13 protein-coding genes are annotated in these 15,320 nt (G+C 45.2%); 5 read left to right on the top strand and 8 right to left on the bottom strand.

All coding sequences use genetic code 11. From position 1 onward, the window contains the following. Positions 1-431 (top strand): EF-Tu/IF-2/RF-3 family GTPase (locus QL919_RS10865; RefSeq protein WP_244951942.1); only part of this gene is annotated, 431 nt, incomplete at its 5' end. Between the two features lie 174 nt (positions 432-605). Beyond that, entirely contained in the window at positions 606-1,112 is a 507-nt protein-coding gene (rimI, locus tag QL919_RS10860; RefSeq protein WP_290189538.1) for a ribosomal protein S18-alanine N-acetyltransferase, read from the top strand. Between the two features lie 86 nt (positions 1,113-1,198). On the opposite strand, the gene QL919_RS10855 is transcribed toward rimI, so the two are convergent. The 3 genes from QL919_RS10855 to trxB form a co-directional block, all read right to left on the bottom strand. Further along, positions 1,199-1,636, bottom strand: coding sequence for a MerR family transcriptional regulator (locus QL919_RS10855; RefSeq protein ID WP_290189537.1), 438 nt, complete (start codon positions 1,634-1,636; stop codon positions 1,199-1,201). A 67-nt stretch (positions 1,637-1,703) separates the two neighbouring features. Next, on the bottom strand, positions 1,704-2,522 hold the full coding sequence (aat, locus tag QL919_RS10850) for a leucyl/phenylalanyl-tRNA--protein transferase (protein ID WP_290189536.1): 819 nt from the start codon (positions 2,520-2,522) through the stop codon (positions 1,704-1,706). Continuing rightward, a complete protein-coding gene (gene trxB, locus QL919_RS10845) occupies positions 2,523-3,545 on the bottom strand; it encodes a thioredoxin-disulfide reductase (RefSeq protein ID WP_290189535.1) in 1,023 nt (340 codons plus the stop codon). Positions 3,546-4,119: 574 nt separating this feature from the next. On the opposite strand from trxB, the gene QL919_RS10840 reads away from it, so the two are divergent. Together QL919_RS10840 and QL919_RS10835 are read left to right on the top strand one after the other, a co-directional pair. After that, the gene (locus tag QL919_RS10840; protein WP_290189534.1) at positions 4,120-7,551 is read left to right on the top strand and encodes a DNA translocase FtsK 4TM domain-containing protein; all 3,432 of its coding nucleotides are present in this window, start codon (positions 4,120-4,122) and stop codon (positions 7,549-7,551) included. Positions 7,552-7,811: 260 nt separating this feature from the next. After that, positions 7,812-9,305, top strand: coding sequence for an amidase family protein (locus QL919_RS10835; protein ID WP_290189533.1), 1,494 nt, complete (start codon positions 7,812-7,814; stop codon positions 9,303-9,305). A 48-nt stretch (positions 9,306-9,353) separates the two neighbouring features. On the opposite strand, the gene QL919_RS10830 is transcribed toward QL919_RS10835, so the two are convergent. Further along, positions 9,354-10,256: a class III extradiol ring-cleavage dioxygenase gene (locus QL919_RS10830; protein WP_290189540.1), complete on the bottom strand. Its 903-nt coding sequence runs from the start codon at positions 10,254-10,256 to the stop codon at positions 9,354-9,356. A gap of 133 nt (positions 10,257-10,389) precedes the next feature. Beyond that, positions 10,390-10,878 (bottom strand): 23S rRNA (pseudouridine(1915)-N(3))-methyltransferase RlmH, encoded by a 489-nt coding sequence (gene rlmH / locus QL919_RS10825; protein ID WP_290189532.1) that lies wholly within the window; start codon positions 10,876-10,878, stop codon positions 10,390-10,392. Between the two features lie 284 nt (positions 10,879-11,162). Between rlmH and QL919_RS10820 the strand changes: the two genes are divergently transcribed. Further along, positions 11,163-11,609 carry a DUF2147 domain-containing protein gene (locus QL919_RS10820; protein WP_290189531.1) on the top strand — a complete coding sequence of 149 codons (447 nt, stop codon included), beginning with the start codon at positions 11,163-11,165 and terminating at the stop codon, positions 11,607-11,609. Between the two features lie 277 nt (positions 11,610-11,886). Here QL919_RS10820 and QL919_RS10815 read toward each other — a convergent pair whose 3' ends face one another. The 3 genes from QL919_RS10815 to QL919_RS10805 form a co-directional block, all read right to left on the bottom strand. Then, on the bottom strand, positions 11,887-12,435 hold the full coding sequence (locus QL919_RS10815; protein ID WP_290189530.1) for a YetF domain-containing protein: 549 nt from the start codon (positions 12,433-12,435) through the stop codon (positions 11,887-11,889). Positions 12,436-12,583: 148 nt separating this feature from the next. Further along, a complete protein-coding gene (locus QL919_RS10810) occupies positions 12,584-13,099 on the bottom strand; it encodes an ABZJ_00895 family protein (RefSeq protein ID WP_290189529.1) in 516 nt (171 codons plus the stop codon). Positions 13,100-13,181: 82 nt separating this feature from the next. Next, positions 13,182-15,317, bottom strand: coding sequence for a D-alanyl-D-alanine carboxypeptidase (locus QL919_RS10805; protein ID WP_290189528.1), 2,136 nt, complete (start codon positions 15,315-15,317; stop codon positions 13,182-13,184). Positions 15,318-15,320 lie beyond the last annotated feature (3 nt).

Raw genomic sequence — 15,320 nt, 5'->3', positions numbered from 1 at the left:
AAAAAACCACCTGTACTGGTGTAGAGATGTTCCGTAAACTGCTTGACGAAGGTCGTGCAGGCGAAAACTGTGGCGTACTACTACGTGGTACTAAGCGTGAAGACGTACAACGTGGCCAAGTACTAGCGAAGCCAGGTTCAATCACTCCTCATACTAAATTTGACGCAGAAGTATACGTACTGTCAAAAGAAGAGGGTGGTCGTCACACACCATTCCTAAACGGCTATCGTCCACAGTTCTACTTCCGTACTACTGACGTAACTGGCGCAATCCAATTACAAGACGGTACTGAAATGGTAATGCCTGGTGATAACGTTGAGATGGGCGTAGAGCTTATCCACCCAATCGCTATGGACAAAGGTCTTCGCTTCGCTATTCGTGAAGGCGGCCGTACTGTAGGCGCTGGTGTTGTTGCTAACGTATTGAACTAATTATTAACTCATTCAGAGTTATCTGAGAAAGTTAAAATATTAGTCGAAAAGCCATCCTCATTGAGGGTGGCTTTTTTTGTGGGTGTGAGAATGTGATTAAGTGATATAAGTGAATAATGATTAACTTTTACGATAAAATAAACGCTATCGAATAACAATAATAAAGGACAAGCTGTGTTTAATATAGGAAGTATAGAAGAGCTGCCAATTAACGCAATAGAGTTAGAATATGCGCTTCAAGAAATTGCAGCCATTGAATCTATGGTTCAGCCGCATGACGCGTGGACTTATCAGACGTTGGTTGAACTGCTTAAGCAAGATAGCATCAGTATGCTGGTTGTTTATGAGGAAAATAACAAAAAGGGCGTAGCCGATAACAATGTAATTGGCTATTGTTTATATCAGGTGGTTTTTGAGCAAGCAGAAATCTTGCGCATAGGCACTCATCCTGATTGCCAACGACAGGGCATTGCCTCGCAATTGTTTGTTAGACTAAATCAAGAGTTAACAAGTAATCAGGTAGAGAGCTTAATGTTGGAAGTACGGGCAGATAATATCCCTGCGATAGCATTGTATGAGCAGCAGGGGTTTGCAGTGATTCATCAGCGTAAAGGGTATTATCAATCACCGCATCAGCCAGCAGTAGACGCTTTAATTATGCAGCGTGTTTATGGTCAATAGCTATAAATGATCCTAATTTAATGGCTTTCAATAGTGCTGTTATGGCTTCTGATAGAATAATATTAATAGAGCTATTATTAATTTGACTAGGGTTGAGGTGGTATTTTCTTTTTGCAAATATCAATATTGGATAGATAGTTGTCATCTGTTTTCATACGCTCTAGCACTTCAATACGTTCGCTCAGCAGCTCTACCATCACATTGATATTGGCTTGTTGTTTTCTGACTTGTGCCAGCTTTTGCTGAGTGAGCATCAGCTGCAAGTCAATATCTAGCTGTCCATCATAATAATCATTGAGGCTGTCTCTGATTTCGATCAGGGTAAAGCCAATCGCTTGAGCGCTTTTAATCAATTCAATGCGCTCAATGCATTCAGGATGAAATTCAGTATATAGACGCGAGCCGGCCTGACGCTTGCGAGATTTAAGCAAACCCAGTTGGTCATAATGCCGCACGGTGTCCTTAGTGGTATTGGCTTCGCTCGCCAGCTTACCAATTAATAGAAATGATGTATCAGGTGCCATAAGAATCTCGTTAAGTGACAAGCATTAAGTCGTTAAGTCATTAAGCTGTTCATTGTTAGCATTGCATTTATACTAAGTTGAGCTGCCAAGGTTCTATCGTTTCAAGTAATGATACGGCCAATGGCTGATGAGAATTATTTTGCCATCTAACTGAGCTGCTGCCGATGAGCGTATCTAGCTGTATCAAAAAATCAGCACGTGGTAAGGTTGTTGCCCCTAAGCTCATCAAGTGGTCGTTTGGTAATTGACAGTCTACCAATTCAATTTTGCTTTGTTTACATAAGCGCATCAAACCCCAAAAGGCTAACTTTGATGCATTGGAGGCACGATGAAACATCGATTCACCAAAATAAATACCGCCTATTTTTAAGCCATAAAGACCACCAATCAGCTGTCCTGTCTCATCCCAAACCTCAACACTATGTGCAAACCCTTGCTCATGTAGTTTGGTGTACGCTTCAATCATTTCATCATGAATCCATGTGTGCTCACCCTCGGATAACGTATCGTTGATACCGCCACTTCTCGGCAAGCTACAGGCATGAATGACGTCATCAAATGCTTGATTCAAGGTTAGCTGCCAACGAGACCGGCCAGCTTGCTTGCGTAGTGATTTACTGGGCTTATAGTCAGTCGGTAGCATCACACAGCGCGGCTCAGGGCACCACCATGCAATTGGTTCATCTTCATTGAACCAAGGAAAAAGTCCCTGAGCATAAGCCGAAATCAGCGTTTCAGGTGCCAAGTCACCCCCCATAGCCACGATACCAATGCCATCTGGATCAATAGAGATAGGGTCTGGAAAATCATAACGCCCAAGACTTTTTAAAGTCTCAGGCGCGATGGCATTATTACGTTGGTTAGGGTGTTGAGATAAATTGCCCATTTAAGCTTCTTTATCAGCAGTTAATGTCGACGCATATGTATGATCGGTGGCGGTCGCTTCTCCGATAGCATCCAGGTATTTCTCAGCATCGAGTGCTGCCATACAGCCAGTACCAGCTGAAGTAATGGCTTGACGATAAACATGATCGGCGACGTCACCTGCTGCGAATACCCCTTCGATACTGGTTTGAGTGGCATTACCATTTAGACCACTATTAACGATGAGGTAGCCATCTTTCATGTCTAGCTGACCTTTGAATAAGTCAGTATTTGGCTTATGACCAATGGCCACAAACATACCGTGGCTGTCTAACTGCTTGGTGCTACCATCAATCATAGATTCAATGATAACGCCATTGACGCCCATGTCATCGCCGACCACTTCTTTGACTTTGTGATTCCATTCGATTTTGATATTACCGTTTTTGGCTTTTTCAAACAGTTTATCTTGTAGGATTTTTTCAGAGCGCAAGCTATCACGGCGATGCACCAATGTTACTTCAGAAGCGATGTTTGATAAGTATAAAGCTTCTTCAACGGCGGTATTACCACCACCAATGACCGCGACTTTTTGGTCTTTATAAAAGAAACCATCACAAGTTGCACAAGCTGATACGCCGAGGCCTCTAAATTTGGTCTCTGACTCTAGGCCCAAATATTGAGCTGATGCGCCTGTTGAGATGATTAGCGCATCACAAGTATAGCTGCCATTGTTACCCGTTAATTGGAAAGGGCGCTCGTTTAAATTTACGGCATTAATATGGTCGTATACCAATTCTGTGCCGAAACGCTCAGCATGGGCTTTCATGCGATCCATCAGGGCAGGGCCGGTCAAATCATGAGCGTCGCCTGGCCAGTTGTCGACTTCAGTTGTTGTGGTTAATTGTCCACCCACTTCCATACCAGTGACCATGACAGGTTTTAAGTTGGCACGTGCAGCGTATACGGCGGCAGCATAGCCAGCAGGGCCTGAGCCTAAAATAATGAGCTTTTCGTGACGTGGAGCGGTGTTGTCAGTTGCCATGAGAGGTTCCTTGCTAAAGATAAAAATCAAAAATAGGTAGAGTAAAACTAACCAAGAATAGTGATTAAAAGTTGCTAGTAATATGGTTTTTCTAATTGCTGTGTGATAATAACATAAGGGCAGTTGCTACAAAGTGCAAGTTTGCTAAAGCAAACATGGGTATCATTAGAATCAAAGTAAGTTAAAGACAACGACTTTATAAAATGTAGTCAGTATCATTAGTGATATTCTATCGACTGTGTGTTTAATCGTATTATTTTTTGTCTAAATGTGCCATTGAGGCATTTTCTTGCTCTCTTTCTTTAGAAGACTGTCGCCACTGCACCTATGTATTTGTTATTATAAGAAGTTATGCCAAGTGTGATAGGGGCTGAGCGATGGCTATCAGGTATAGCATTGTTCCTCTATAGGATTTATAACAGACCATTAATCTTAAACATTTTGCTAGGTATTTTTTGGCACTTTATATCAGTGTTGTTATACCAAAACCTTTATGTCAGCACTTTATGTCAGCATGGTTAGGCTTAGTCATGCACTGGCGACCATTTAGTATTAATAACAAGGCAGATTTTACGTGATATCAGCACCGCTAATTGAGTATTTAAAAAAGGGAATATTTACCCTCCTTGGGTTAATACTGGCCGTTTATCTTTTTGTCATTTTGATGACGTATACCGGTAATGATCCTAGCTGGTCGCACATTAGTAGTGATATGACCACGATTAATAATATGGGTGGCGAGACGGGTGCATGGTTGTCTGACTTGCTCTATAGTTTCTTCGGATTCGGTGCATGGTGGCTACTGGCATTTGTGGTCTATGAGTCTATCCTTATTTGGTGGGACAACAAGCCAACGTTTTGGTTAATGCGATTGGTCGCGTATGTGTTTCTGCTACTTAGTACCAGCGCCTTGTTTGCACAGTTGGTCGCTTTAGTACAGCAAGTGGCAGACCCAGTTAGTACGGGCCTTAAGGGTGTGGCTGGGGGTATTATTGGGCTTGAGTTGCAAGCGCGTCTGGCACAGCTGTTATCGCAGTGGGGGAGTGTGGTTTTCTTGACCGTCTTCGTTATTATCACCGCAACCTTTGCTTTCAATATTCATTGGCTATCCATTTACCAAAAAGTTACCGCGTTGTCATGGCTTGGCTCAGGTGTCAAACGTAAAGAGTTTGCACAAGATGATGGCTTAACAACTAAAGAAAATATGGCCTCTGAGCAAAAAGACGATAGCATCGAGGGCAATCAAGAGAAAGAAATACCCCAGTATGAGCAGCTGCCACTAGAGTTACAATCCGCTGATGCTGCGAATAATGCGCAAGTAGATAGTGGGCGATTTAGTAATGTACTGTCAGATTTTTTATCGACTTCTGGTCTTGCTGATAGCGTAAGAGCGTCTATGGCAGCGGCGCAAGCGACTATTTCCAATCAACCTGCAGCATCCAATCAGGCTGCTCATTCAAATGCTGTGCCAAATAATGGAACGAGTAGCCTCCTGCAGTCATCAGAGGTCTCGCCTAGCGGCACAGCTGGTAATCTTGCAAACAATACTGCAAGCACGACCAACGCTGTAACGACTCTAACTCCCGTCACCACACCGGTTCGAAAAGTTGAGCCAAGCTTTGCATGGAATGATGCGAGTACTGTTGAGGATTTGCTGGCAAGTGAGCAAGCAGCGTATGACACAAACGTCTCTGATGTTGCAGTGCCTGCCACTTCTTACGCTGATACGGAGTCTTTAGATGAGTCAGTGTTAGCAACGAGTAATTTGACGGTAGAGCCAGCGGCGCAGCCAGTCACTGGAAATGGCAATACTGCGAGTAGCAGTACGGCAAATAGTCGTGTTGAAAATGAAAATACGGTAAATGAAAATACGGCAAATGACAGTATTAAAAATGAAGAAGAGATCACCCAGCAACCAGTTGATGAGTCCATAGATCCTACCACTGAAAGCGTTGACACCTTAGCAGAGGGGTGGCTAGCTGAGCATGCTGATGTGGCGACATCCATGACCTCAGATTCTGTTGTTTCAGAGCCTGTTGTTTTCGAAGCTGATGCTTCAGATCCTGCTATGTCGAAGTTCAAGGACAATGAAGTAGTTGGGTCAGACCCTGTAGAGAAGACGTCTGTCAATACACAAGCAGAACAAACAGCGAGTCTGTCACATGCAGCTGCAACACCAACAGCAGCGGCAACAGAAACGAATGATCAGCAGCCAATATCGAACATCACTGCACCTGTGGTAGGCACGGTTGATATGACGCCAACCAATACGCCGCCTGCCAACCCTAAAGAGGCACCAACCGCAAAGACCATTAATACTACCACCAGCACACAGTCAGAGACCGCGGCCAAACCCACGGTCAGTTTTGCCGTGCCAGAGGGCGACAGTAGCAACCACATCACTGATATGATGCCAGACGATGATGCTGATGATGAAATAGCTGCGCCAGTGATGCCAGACATCAGTGATGATACGGCATTCAGTCAAAAGTCACGCTCTATGCAAACGGCGGCTTATCGCAGTAGCCTTACACCTATTCCAGAAGTCTCTATATTGGATAAGCCAGATCCTGACCGTAAACCGAGCTATACCATTGCAGAGCTTGATCAGCTATCAGAATTGCTTGAGATTAAGTTGCAAGAGTTCAATGTAAAAGCGACCGTGGTTAATGCGATACCAGGACCCGTTGTGACACGTTTTGAGGTGGAGCTGGCCGCTGGGGTAAAAGCCAGTAAGGTGACTGGTATCTCACGTGACTTGGCACGCTCGCTGTCGATGGCATCTTTGCGTGTGGTCGAAGTCATTCCTGGTAAGCCTTATATCGGTATCGAAGTACCTAATAAAAAGCGTGAAATGGTGCGCCTAATTGAGCTACTCAATACCGAAACGTTCAAAGACCCTAAGGCGCAGATTAGCATGGCGATGGGTAAAGATATCGGTGGTAACCCAATCATTACCGACCTTGCCCGTGCGCCACATATGTTGGTCGCTGGTACCACAGGCTCTGGTAAGTCGGTATTGGTCAACTCGATGCTGCTGTCAATGCTCCTCAAGTATACACCCAATGAGCTGCGCCTTATCTTGATTGACCCAAAGCAGCTTGAGCTTGCTAACTATAATGACATCCCCCATCTATTGACGCCGGTAGTCACCGACATGACTGAGGCTGCCAGTGCCTTGTCATGGTGCGTGGCGGAGATGGAGCGCCGTTATCAGCTGATGAGCCTGCTTAAAGTACGTAAGCTTAATGAGTTCAATAAAAAAGTGATTGCGGCGGAAAAATCGGGCAATCCAATGCTCGACCCATTATGGCGACCAAATGACAGTGTTAGCATCAGCCAAGCGCCAAAGCTTAAAACCTTACCCATGATTGTGATTGTCGCCGATGAGTTTGCCGATATGATTATGCAGGTCGGTAAGCAAGCAGAAGAGCTGATCACGCGTTTGGCACAGAAGTCGCGGGCGGCCGGTATTCACTTGATGCTTGCTACCCAGCGTCCATCAGTCGATGTCATTACCGGTCTGATTAAAGCCAACATCCCAGTACGAGCAGCGCTGCGTGTTAACTCAAAAGTCGATTCGCGTACCATCTTGGACAGTGGCGGTGCAGAAGACATGCTCGGTAACGGTGATATGTTGTTTTTAGGTCCAGGACAGATTGAGCCGGATCGTGTCCACGGTGCTTATGTCAGTGATGAAGAGGTTAACCGTGTCTGTGATGCTTGGCGTGAGCGCGGCGCACCTGACTATATTGACAACATGGCAGGGAATTTTGAGTTGTCTAGCCCTGGTGGTGGTAGTGCAGGTAACGCCTCTGGTGAAGATGATGACCTCTACAATGATGCCGTTGCTTTTATTATGGAAACGCGCAAAGTATCAGCGTCTAGTATCCAGCGTAAATTTAGTATCGGCTATAACCGTGCGGCTCGTATTGTCGACTCAATGGAGGAGGCGGGACTGGTCAGCTCAATGGGCAAAAGTGGCAAGCGTGAGCTGTTGATGTGATGAACAGTCAATTTGATTGAGTGATAAAAAGCGAGTGACAGTAAGTAGCTCGTTTTTTTTATGAGCGTTTGTAGCACCGTCATGGTATTTGCAAAACTGACATCATAAATCGGCACAGTGATAGGCATTAGCGTTAAGCATATATTCATGGTCTGGTATGACGTGAACACAGCAGTATCGATAAGAGGGTTACTTGTTGCGCCACCAAACCGATATACTGAGTGGAATGGTGAATAACTCAAGAACAAGGAAGCTCGATTATGTTTAAAGAATATACTCAATATGATGCAATAGCGCTAGCAGCGTTGGTCAATGCAGGTGACGTCAGCGCCAAAGAGTTATTGGATGCTGCCGTCTATCAAGCCAATAAACTCAATCCCAAACTCAATGCCATCATCCATCGTTTCGATGAGCGTGCCTATCATGCGGCCGAGCAAGGTCTGCCAACGGGTGCGTTTACTGGCGTACCTTATTTACTTAAGGATTTATCATTTGGCTTTGAAGGTGAGCCTATAACAATGGGCAGTCGTAGTGTCAATATCGTATCAGAAAACGACAGCGAAATCGTCAAACGTATGAAAGCCACAGGGGTCAATACTTTTGGTAAAACCAATACCCCTGAGTTTGGATTGATTATTACCACCGAACCAAAAGCTCATGGTGCCACTCATAACCCTTTCAAAAAAGGCTATAGCTCTGGCGGCTCCTCAGGTGGTAGTGCAGCGGCAGTGGCAAGTGGTATTGTACCAATGGCAGGTGCCGGTGATGGTGGCGGCTCGATACGTTTCCCTGCTGCTTGGTGCGGTACATTTGGTTTAAAACCAAGTCGTGGTCGCAACCCCATGGGCCCGACAGTTGGTGAAGGCTGGGAGGGGGCTGTTGCTGACCATGTGATTACCCGCTCTGTTCGTGACAGCGCCGCGATGCTCGATGCCACAAGTGGCGCTGAAGTGGGTGCACCTTTTATTATTGCTCCACCAGAAGGGTCTTTTTTACAAGCAGCCATGCGTGCGCCGCGGCAGTTGACTATTGCGCTGCATCAGCAGCCATTGATTGCCAATACTGTGGTAGACAAGGAGGTACTGGCCGTACTTGAACAGACTGCCAAGCAGTTAGAGGCCATGGGACACAGAGTGATACCGGCTGAGCCTAATATCAATATCGAACAGTTTTGGCATGACTTCATGGTTGTGGTTTGCGCGCATACAGCCTTTACTATTGATAATATCGAACGTGACTTTGGCGCAGAGCATATCAAAAACCTAGAGCCGCAGACCTATAACATGGCGTTGCTGGGTCGCTCGCTATCAGCAGTTGATTTGGCGCATGCCAAGCACGGTTGGCATCACAGTCAATATCAGACAGGCTTATTACTAGAAGAGTACGATATGATTTTGTGTCCTACCGTGCCTACCGCTGCCGTTAAGCATGGCGTATTACCGCCAAGTCGCAAGGATGAGTTACTGATGCGTAGCGCAGAGCTACTCAATAAAGGCTTAGATATGGGTAAGTATGCCTTTCGCTCAGGCATGATTGAAAAGCTTAGCCAGCCGGTATTGGGCAAAATGGCCTTTACCTTATTGGGGAATGTCACTGGTTTGCCAGCGATGTCATTGCCAGTAGGCATGAGCAAAAAAGGCTTGCCGATTGGTATGCAGCTGATTGGACGGATGAATGATGAGGCGACGCTGTTGAGTGTCGCAGGTGAGATGGAGCGTGCAGGGCTGTTTACGAAGTCAGCGTTTGAGAAGTAGCTTAAGCTATTCAAAACAACGTCGTCAAAACGCAGCAGCTAAGACACCTTAGTCGAAGCGATAGATATCCATACCTAAACTATGATGCGCCATGCTTTGATGGACAACCGAGACACGTTGACCTGCACCAAGTGCAAAAAAGAGCGGTAGCAAATGCTCGTCACTGGGATGGATGTCTTTATAATCAGGGTACTGCTGCCAGTCTAATGCCGTCGGAATATCTGTTTTTAGCTGCTGTAGCAACCAAAGCTTAAAGTCTTTTGCAGTTTGATCGATACTATCCGCTTGCCAGCGTAATGCTTGCAAATTATGGGTGATGTTGCCTGAGCCGATGATAAGTATTTGCTCCTCACGCAGGCGGGTTAGCTGCGCGCCCAATTGATAGCAAGCGACACTATCATAATGCTGCGGTAAAGAAATCTGTACGATAGGCACATCTGCTTGCGGATACAGGTGTCTAAGCGGTGCCCAGACCCCATGGTCAGATGCGCGCATCGGATTGACACTGCAGGTAATACCACGGGCAGTGAGCTGCTGTGCAATGGTCTCAGCCAATGCAGGATGACCAGTAGCCGGATACTGTAATTCGTACAGCTCAGGGCTAAAGCCAGAAAAGTCATGCCATGTCTTAGGTTGCGGGTTGCTGCTGACTTCTAGCTTTGCTGATTGCCAATGCGCTGACATAATAATAATGGCACGCGGCACAGGTAAGTTTTGCCCAATCCGTGCCAGTGCACTGGTCGTCGCAGATTGCTCAATGGCAAGGGTTGGCGCCCCATGCGAGATAAACAGTGCTGGTAGCTTGGCCAAATTGGTCGCCTGTGAGGCTACTGTGGCATCATCTGCCCAAACGCCCGCTGCTGTAACGGGCGCTGGTGAGTTAGGGTAAGCATCATCACGTTGATGGCTCGCTTGCGAGGCGTTAGGTGTCGCGTGTTTTGGATATTTCATGTAGCGTTTATTAGGGCGTGCCACCGTTTTTCAATCCATTGTATGCTATTACTGCATTGATAATTTGCGAGTGACGCCACACGATTGATATTTCTGTTAATGCAACCAGCATGTCGTGGATTGAGGACAAGCTCTAATTACCACGATGATAAGGATGGTTGTTGTTGACACTCATTGCTCGATATAACTGCTCCATCAGTACCACGCGTACCAGTGGATGCGGTAATGTCAGCGCCGATAACGACCACTTTACATCGGCTTTTGCCAGTACTTCTGGCGAAACGCCATCGGCACCACCAATGACCAGTGCCACATCATCACCTTGTTGCATCGAATTTGCGAGTTTGTCTGCCAACCCTTCTGTTGAGAGCATCTTGCCTTTGACATCAAGCACCCATAATTGCTCACGTCCTGCGGCATTATGAGCCGCTAGTATTGCCTGTCCTTCTTGCTCACGATACTGGGCCAGATTAGCATCCGAAGGGTTTTTTGCGCGTTTTGCAGCAGCAATTTCAACAATTTCTGTGCTGAGCATGGGCTGAATACGCTTAAAATATTCATCAAAACCTGTTTGTACCCATTTAGGCATTTTATTACCAACGGTCAAAATTCTTACCTTCATAGTACATACCACTTCAATAATTGAGAAAATGTAACAAAAGAATTCTACGCTTAAGTTAACGTAACAAACAAGCCTTTTACAAAGATTTTTTTTATGCTTTACTAGCATTCGACAAACAGTTGTTCTATCTATCGCTTTTTTTACCACTATGTTAAATAGTTCATATCAAACGATAAATAACGACGCAATGTCTTTATGCAGCGTTTTATAGGCTTGTCTTTAAACGCTTTTTATTTTGGAATACATGTTTAATTGAAAATTTTTTTAAACGAAAGGAGTCGTTCATGAACCGCACTATGTCAAGTTTACTAGCCCTTACTGCAGGTGCTCTATTATCTACCTCTGCGCTAGCAGCCTCATTGGATGGCACACAGTGGCAAACCATTGATGATAAAACAGGTGAGAAAAAGGCTGTCATTCAGTTAAATGAAAATGGCGGAAAAGTTTCAGGAAAAATCATCAAAGTACTTAATAAAGAAAATGCCAAAGCCGTTTGTACTAAATGCTCTGGTAGTCTAAAAAACAAGCCAATTGAAGGTTTGCAGATTTTGACGGGCTTGAAGGCTGATGGTAATAACCAGTGGAGCGATGGTAAGCTGGTTGACCCTGAATCAGGTAAAGTCTATTCAGGCAAGTTGACCTTGAGTGATAATGGTCAAAGCTTGGATCTACGTGGTTATGTAGGTACGCCATTGTTTGGTCGCTCACAGACTTGGAAACGCATCAAATAAATTGATTACTCAGCAAGTGGTTTGATTGCTGGCTTTTAAATCTAGCATTTTTAAATCTAGCATTGAAAGTTCAATAATTTGAACCGCAGTAAATTAAAGCAAAACCAATGAAAACGAAAGGGTAGCCAGTTTTGTACTGTCTACCTTTTTTATTGCCAAAATTTAGGTTTTATTGAATGAGGGTTTGACAGACTATGACTTGTTTTTCATCAGGTATTGCTAATCATGCATCCACTCATAACGTACTGCATGAGTGGATGCTGATACAAATAATCGATTACATCAAAGGCGCAATGGTTTGGGAGACGGCTTCCTCTACATTTTGAGTGTCACTAACGTCATCAGTTGAAGTTGGTTTTGGGATAATGGTCAGTTTGGCGTCAGATTCAAAGACGATGGCTTCTATATCATTGAAGCTGTTCACACCCTCAGAACGCATGGCGCACTCAATTTCCTGACGGGTCAAACGTTCAGCGCGCATCGCATCTGGCAAGAACTGTCCTTGATAAAAAACAATACGCGGCTCGGATAAAATGAAGCTACTAAATTGTGGTGAGATAGAGGCGTACTTGGTCACTAAAAACTGCAACAGATACAGTACCAAAATTGAGGCAATACCTTCGATGAATGGGATGTCTTTGAGCAAGATAGTACTGGCGCCCAATGAGCCGATCATCACAGTAACGACCCAATCAAAGTTATTGAGCTGTGAGGTGGAGCGCTTGCCCGAGACTTTGGTCACTAGCACGATTAATACATAGACCATGACCGTCGTCAAAACGATACGCCCAAGCTTGTCGATATTGTCAAAAAATATCATGTCCATAACGAGAACTCCTATTAAAATGCAAAACAGCAAATCACTTAAAATCTTATTGTTTTAAGTTAGCCTAACGGATTTTGCACGTTAATAGGGAAAAAACTTTGTAGTCGCTTGTAGAGAGTCGGCTGGGCTAGGGGGGCCAAAGAATAGCTCAGATGTTTTTGGGCTTAGGCTCAAGCAAGCGATTGACGCCCCAAAGACTGATGCGGGCGCTGACCAAGGTCAGTACTAATATCATCACTAGAGACGAGAGTAGTGGAAGGGGCTGCTGCATGGTCATCTCAAGCAAGACTTCACGGCTTATGGTATCGAAAATCCAAAACCAGATGGCTAAGAAATAAATAATAGTCAACAACCAAACGACCACAATGCCACCAATAGTCAAGCGATTCATCTCGCTTCTGTCGAGCGCGCGCTGATGATGTTTAACGAACTTACTAACAGCGATAAAAGCACCGGTGATAATAGAAATTACCGTGACAAGTTGTGAGTTTAGGGCAAATTTGCTTTGAATCATCATAAATATCGCGCTGGCAAGGATATAGCCAATCGCGAAAAATCCAACATACTGCGCCAGTTTGGGTTGCGCTGCTTCTAGGCGGTTGGTTGACTCATTAGCGCTTAAATGCGTACTGGATTTACTGAGATGGGTTGTCTTGCGTGACATAAGCTGACCTGTATAAAGGTAGAGAACAAGTGGTTAATATAGCGCTAATGAGCACTTCTTAAGAGTAGACTTTTTAAAAATATTAGTGCTGCGCGGTCCAGTCGAGCATGGCATCAAGTACGGGTCTAGCCGTATAAGCATTTAGCGCCTGTTCACTATTGATGATGCCAACGACCACATAATCCTGCCCCGATAATCCTTTGACATATCCTGCCATCGAGGTTACATCGTTTAAGGTCCCCGTCTTTATCCACGCACGGCCAATAGCTGCTGACTCAGGTAAGCGCTCGCTATGAGCGGCGATGGTGCCACTAACACCTGCGATACCTAAGGAGTTGACGTAAGCGTCGAAGCTTGGATGATGATAAGCATAGGTTAATAGCTCATTGAGGTTTTCAGCGGTTATCGTGCAGTCACGGCAGAGCCCTGAGCCATTGGTCAGTTGAGGTGGTGGTGTGCTTAGCGTGGTTTGCCACCATTGATTGATGGTTTGTAATGCCGTGGAATAGTTGGTACTAGCAGGTTGTCCAAACTGATATAAACTCATCATTTTTTTGTCAGTCTTTTTATCCTGTGTCACGACCTTATTATTGGTGTCAGTATGGCTACTGCTTATATTAGGCTCACCTGTTTCAGCGGCATTGGTTTGGGCGTTACTGCCTTTAATAGGATGGTTGTTGGCGTAAGTGCCAATCGAGAGTGCCACTTGCTCAGTCATTACATTGTTTGAGAAGTGATTGATGTCATAAATTTGCTGCGTCAAATTCAAAGAAGGGTAACTGGCCAGCGGTAGTGGTGATATCGGTAAAGCTGACAAACCAGCGCTTAATTTTGTATTTTTAGATGTAGAGATGTCGTAAGGAGTTTCTTGAGAAATGACATTACCACTTAGCGTATTGCCCAGCTCTTGCCATTTCGCAGCGACAACACGAGCGGCAAAATCTTTGGCATTTGGATAAGCGACATAAAACATATGCTCGGCGCAGCTGTTTGGTAGGTTGGCATTTAATAGCAGCTGTTGTGCTTGCCACTGCGGTGCCAGGCTATAACGCGCTTGGCCACAGGCTGCTGAACGTGTATCTATGGTCGTGGGCAATTGATAGTTTGCTAACTGTGGCGTATAAGTCAGGCGGGCTTGACCATTGTCTAGCGGATAGCTTTGAATACCGATGGTGCTAAAATTCACCAAAAAGCCATCAGGACTGGCATTGTAGGGACGTAAAGGCGAGTTATCGAATGCGGCAGGGTCTTTACTGACGCTATCAAACACTGCGCTATCGACAATGATATCACCGTCTATATGATGAATGCCCGCCGCTTTGACTTTATAAAGCAGTTGTTTTAAGCGCTCATGGGTCATTTTTGGATCGCCGCTGCCTTGAATGATTAAATCACCATGGAGACGGTCGCCGATGATGAGACCGGTATGATAGACGCGGGTATACCAAACAAAATCTGCTCCTAGCGTGTCTAGCGCAATAAAACTGGGAACGAGTTTCATGGTGCTGGCAGGGGTGCGAGCGATGGCTGATTGGTGACTGAGCAGGGGCGAAAATGAGGTTTTTATCGATGCTACAGTTGTATTTTGACTGCCACTACTTTGCTTGCCGTTTTGGTTACTAGTATTGCTATTTTGACTACTGCCATTATCGGTATCGAATGGCGGTTTTTTATTTGGGACGACGCTCGGAATACTCTCTAAGCTTTGGTAAGTGTAAGCATCATCGGTATATGCATGCAGTTGTTGCTCATGCTGTTTGATGGTTCGTTTCTCAACCATCGCTAATGCACTTTGGTGGTTAGCGTTATTTTTAACATCAACTTTTTGATGGCTATTCTGAGTATTTGTCTGGGTATTGTTCTTATCGATAACGGTGTTAGCAGCAGTATTGTTCTGGCTATTTTGTGTCGATTGACTGTTAGAGTGGCTGCTATCGATAACCTGAATCGGAGCGGGCAAGCGACTGGCGTTTTTATCACCCACTGGTGTGATGACGATACTGATATTTGCTGCAGCCAAATCAGCTCGTGATAATGCCGTTTCAATTGCCTCTGGTAAGGCTGCTTGCGCATAGAGCGGTAAGGTCATTGCCGTGGTCAATACAGCCAGCTTTGATAGGCATTTACGCGTTTGGGGGTGCAGCCGCGCATGACGGCAGAAAGTATTTGGCTGGGCTGTAACGGCAGGAGAGTCAACGTGTGTAGAGGTGGGTCGCATGAG

It is taken from the genome of Psychrobacter sp. APC 3426 (assembly GCF_030408035.1).
GTDB lineage: Bacteria > Pseudomonadota > Gammaproteobacteria > Pseudomonadales > Moraxellaceae > Psychrobacter.
This window is presented reverse-complemented; position numbering and strand designations above follow the sequence as displayed.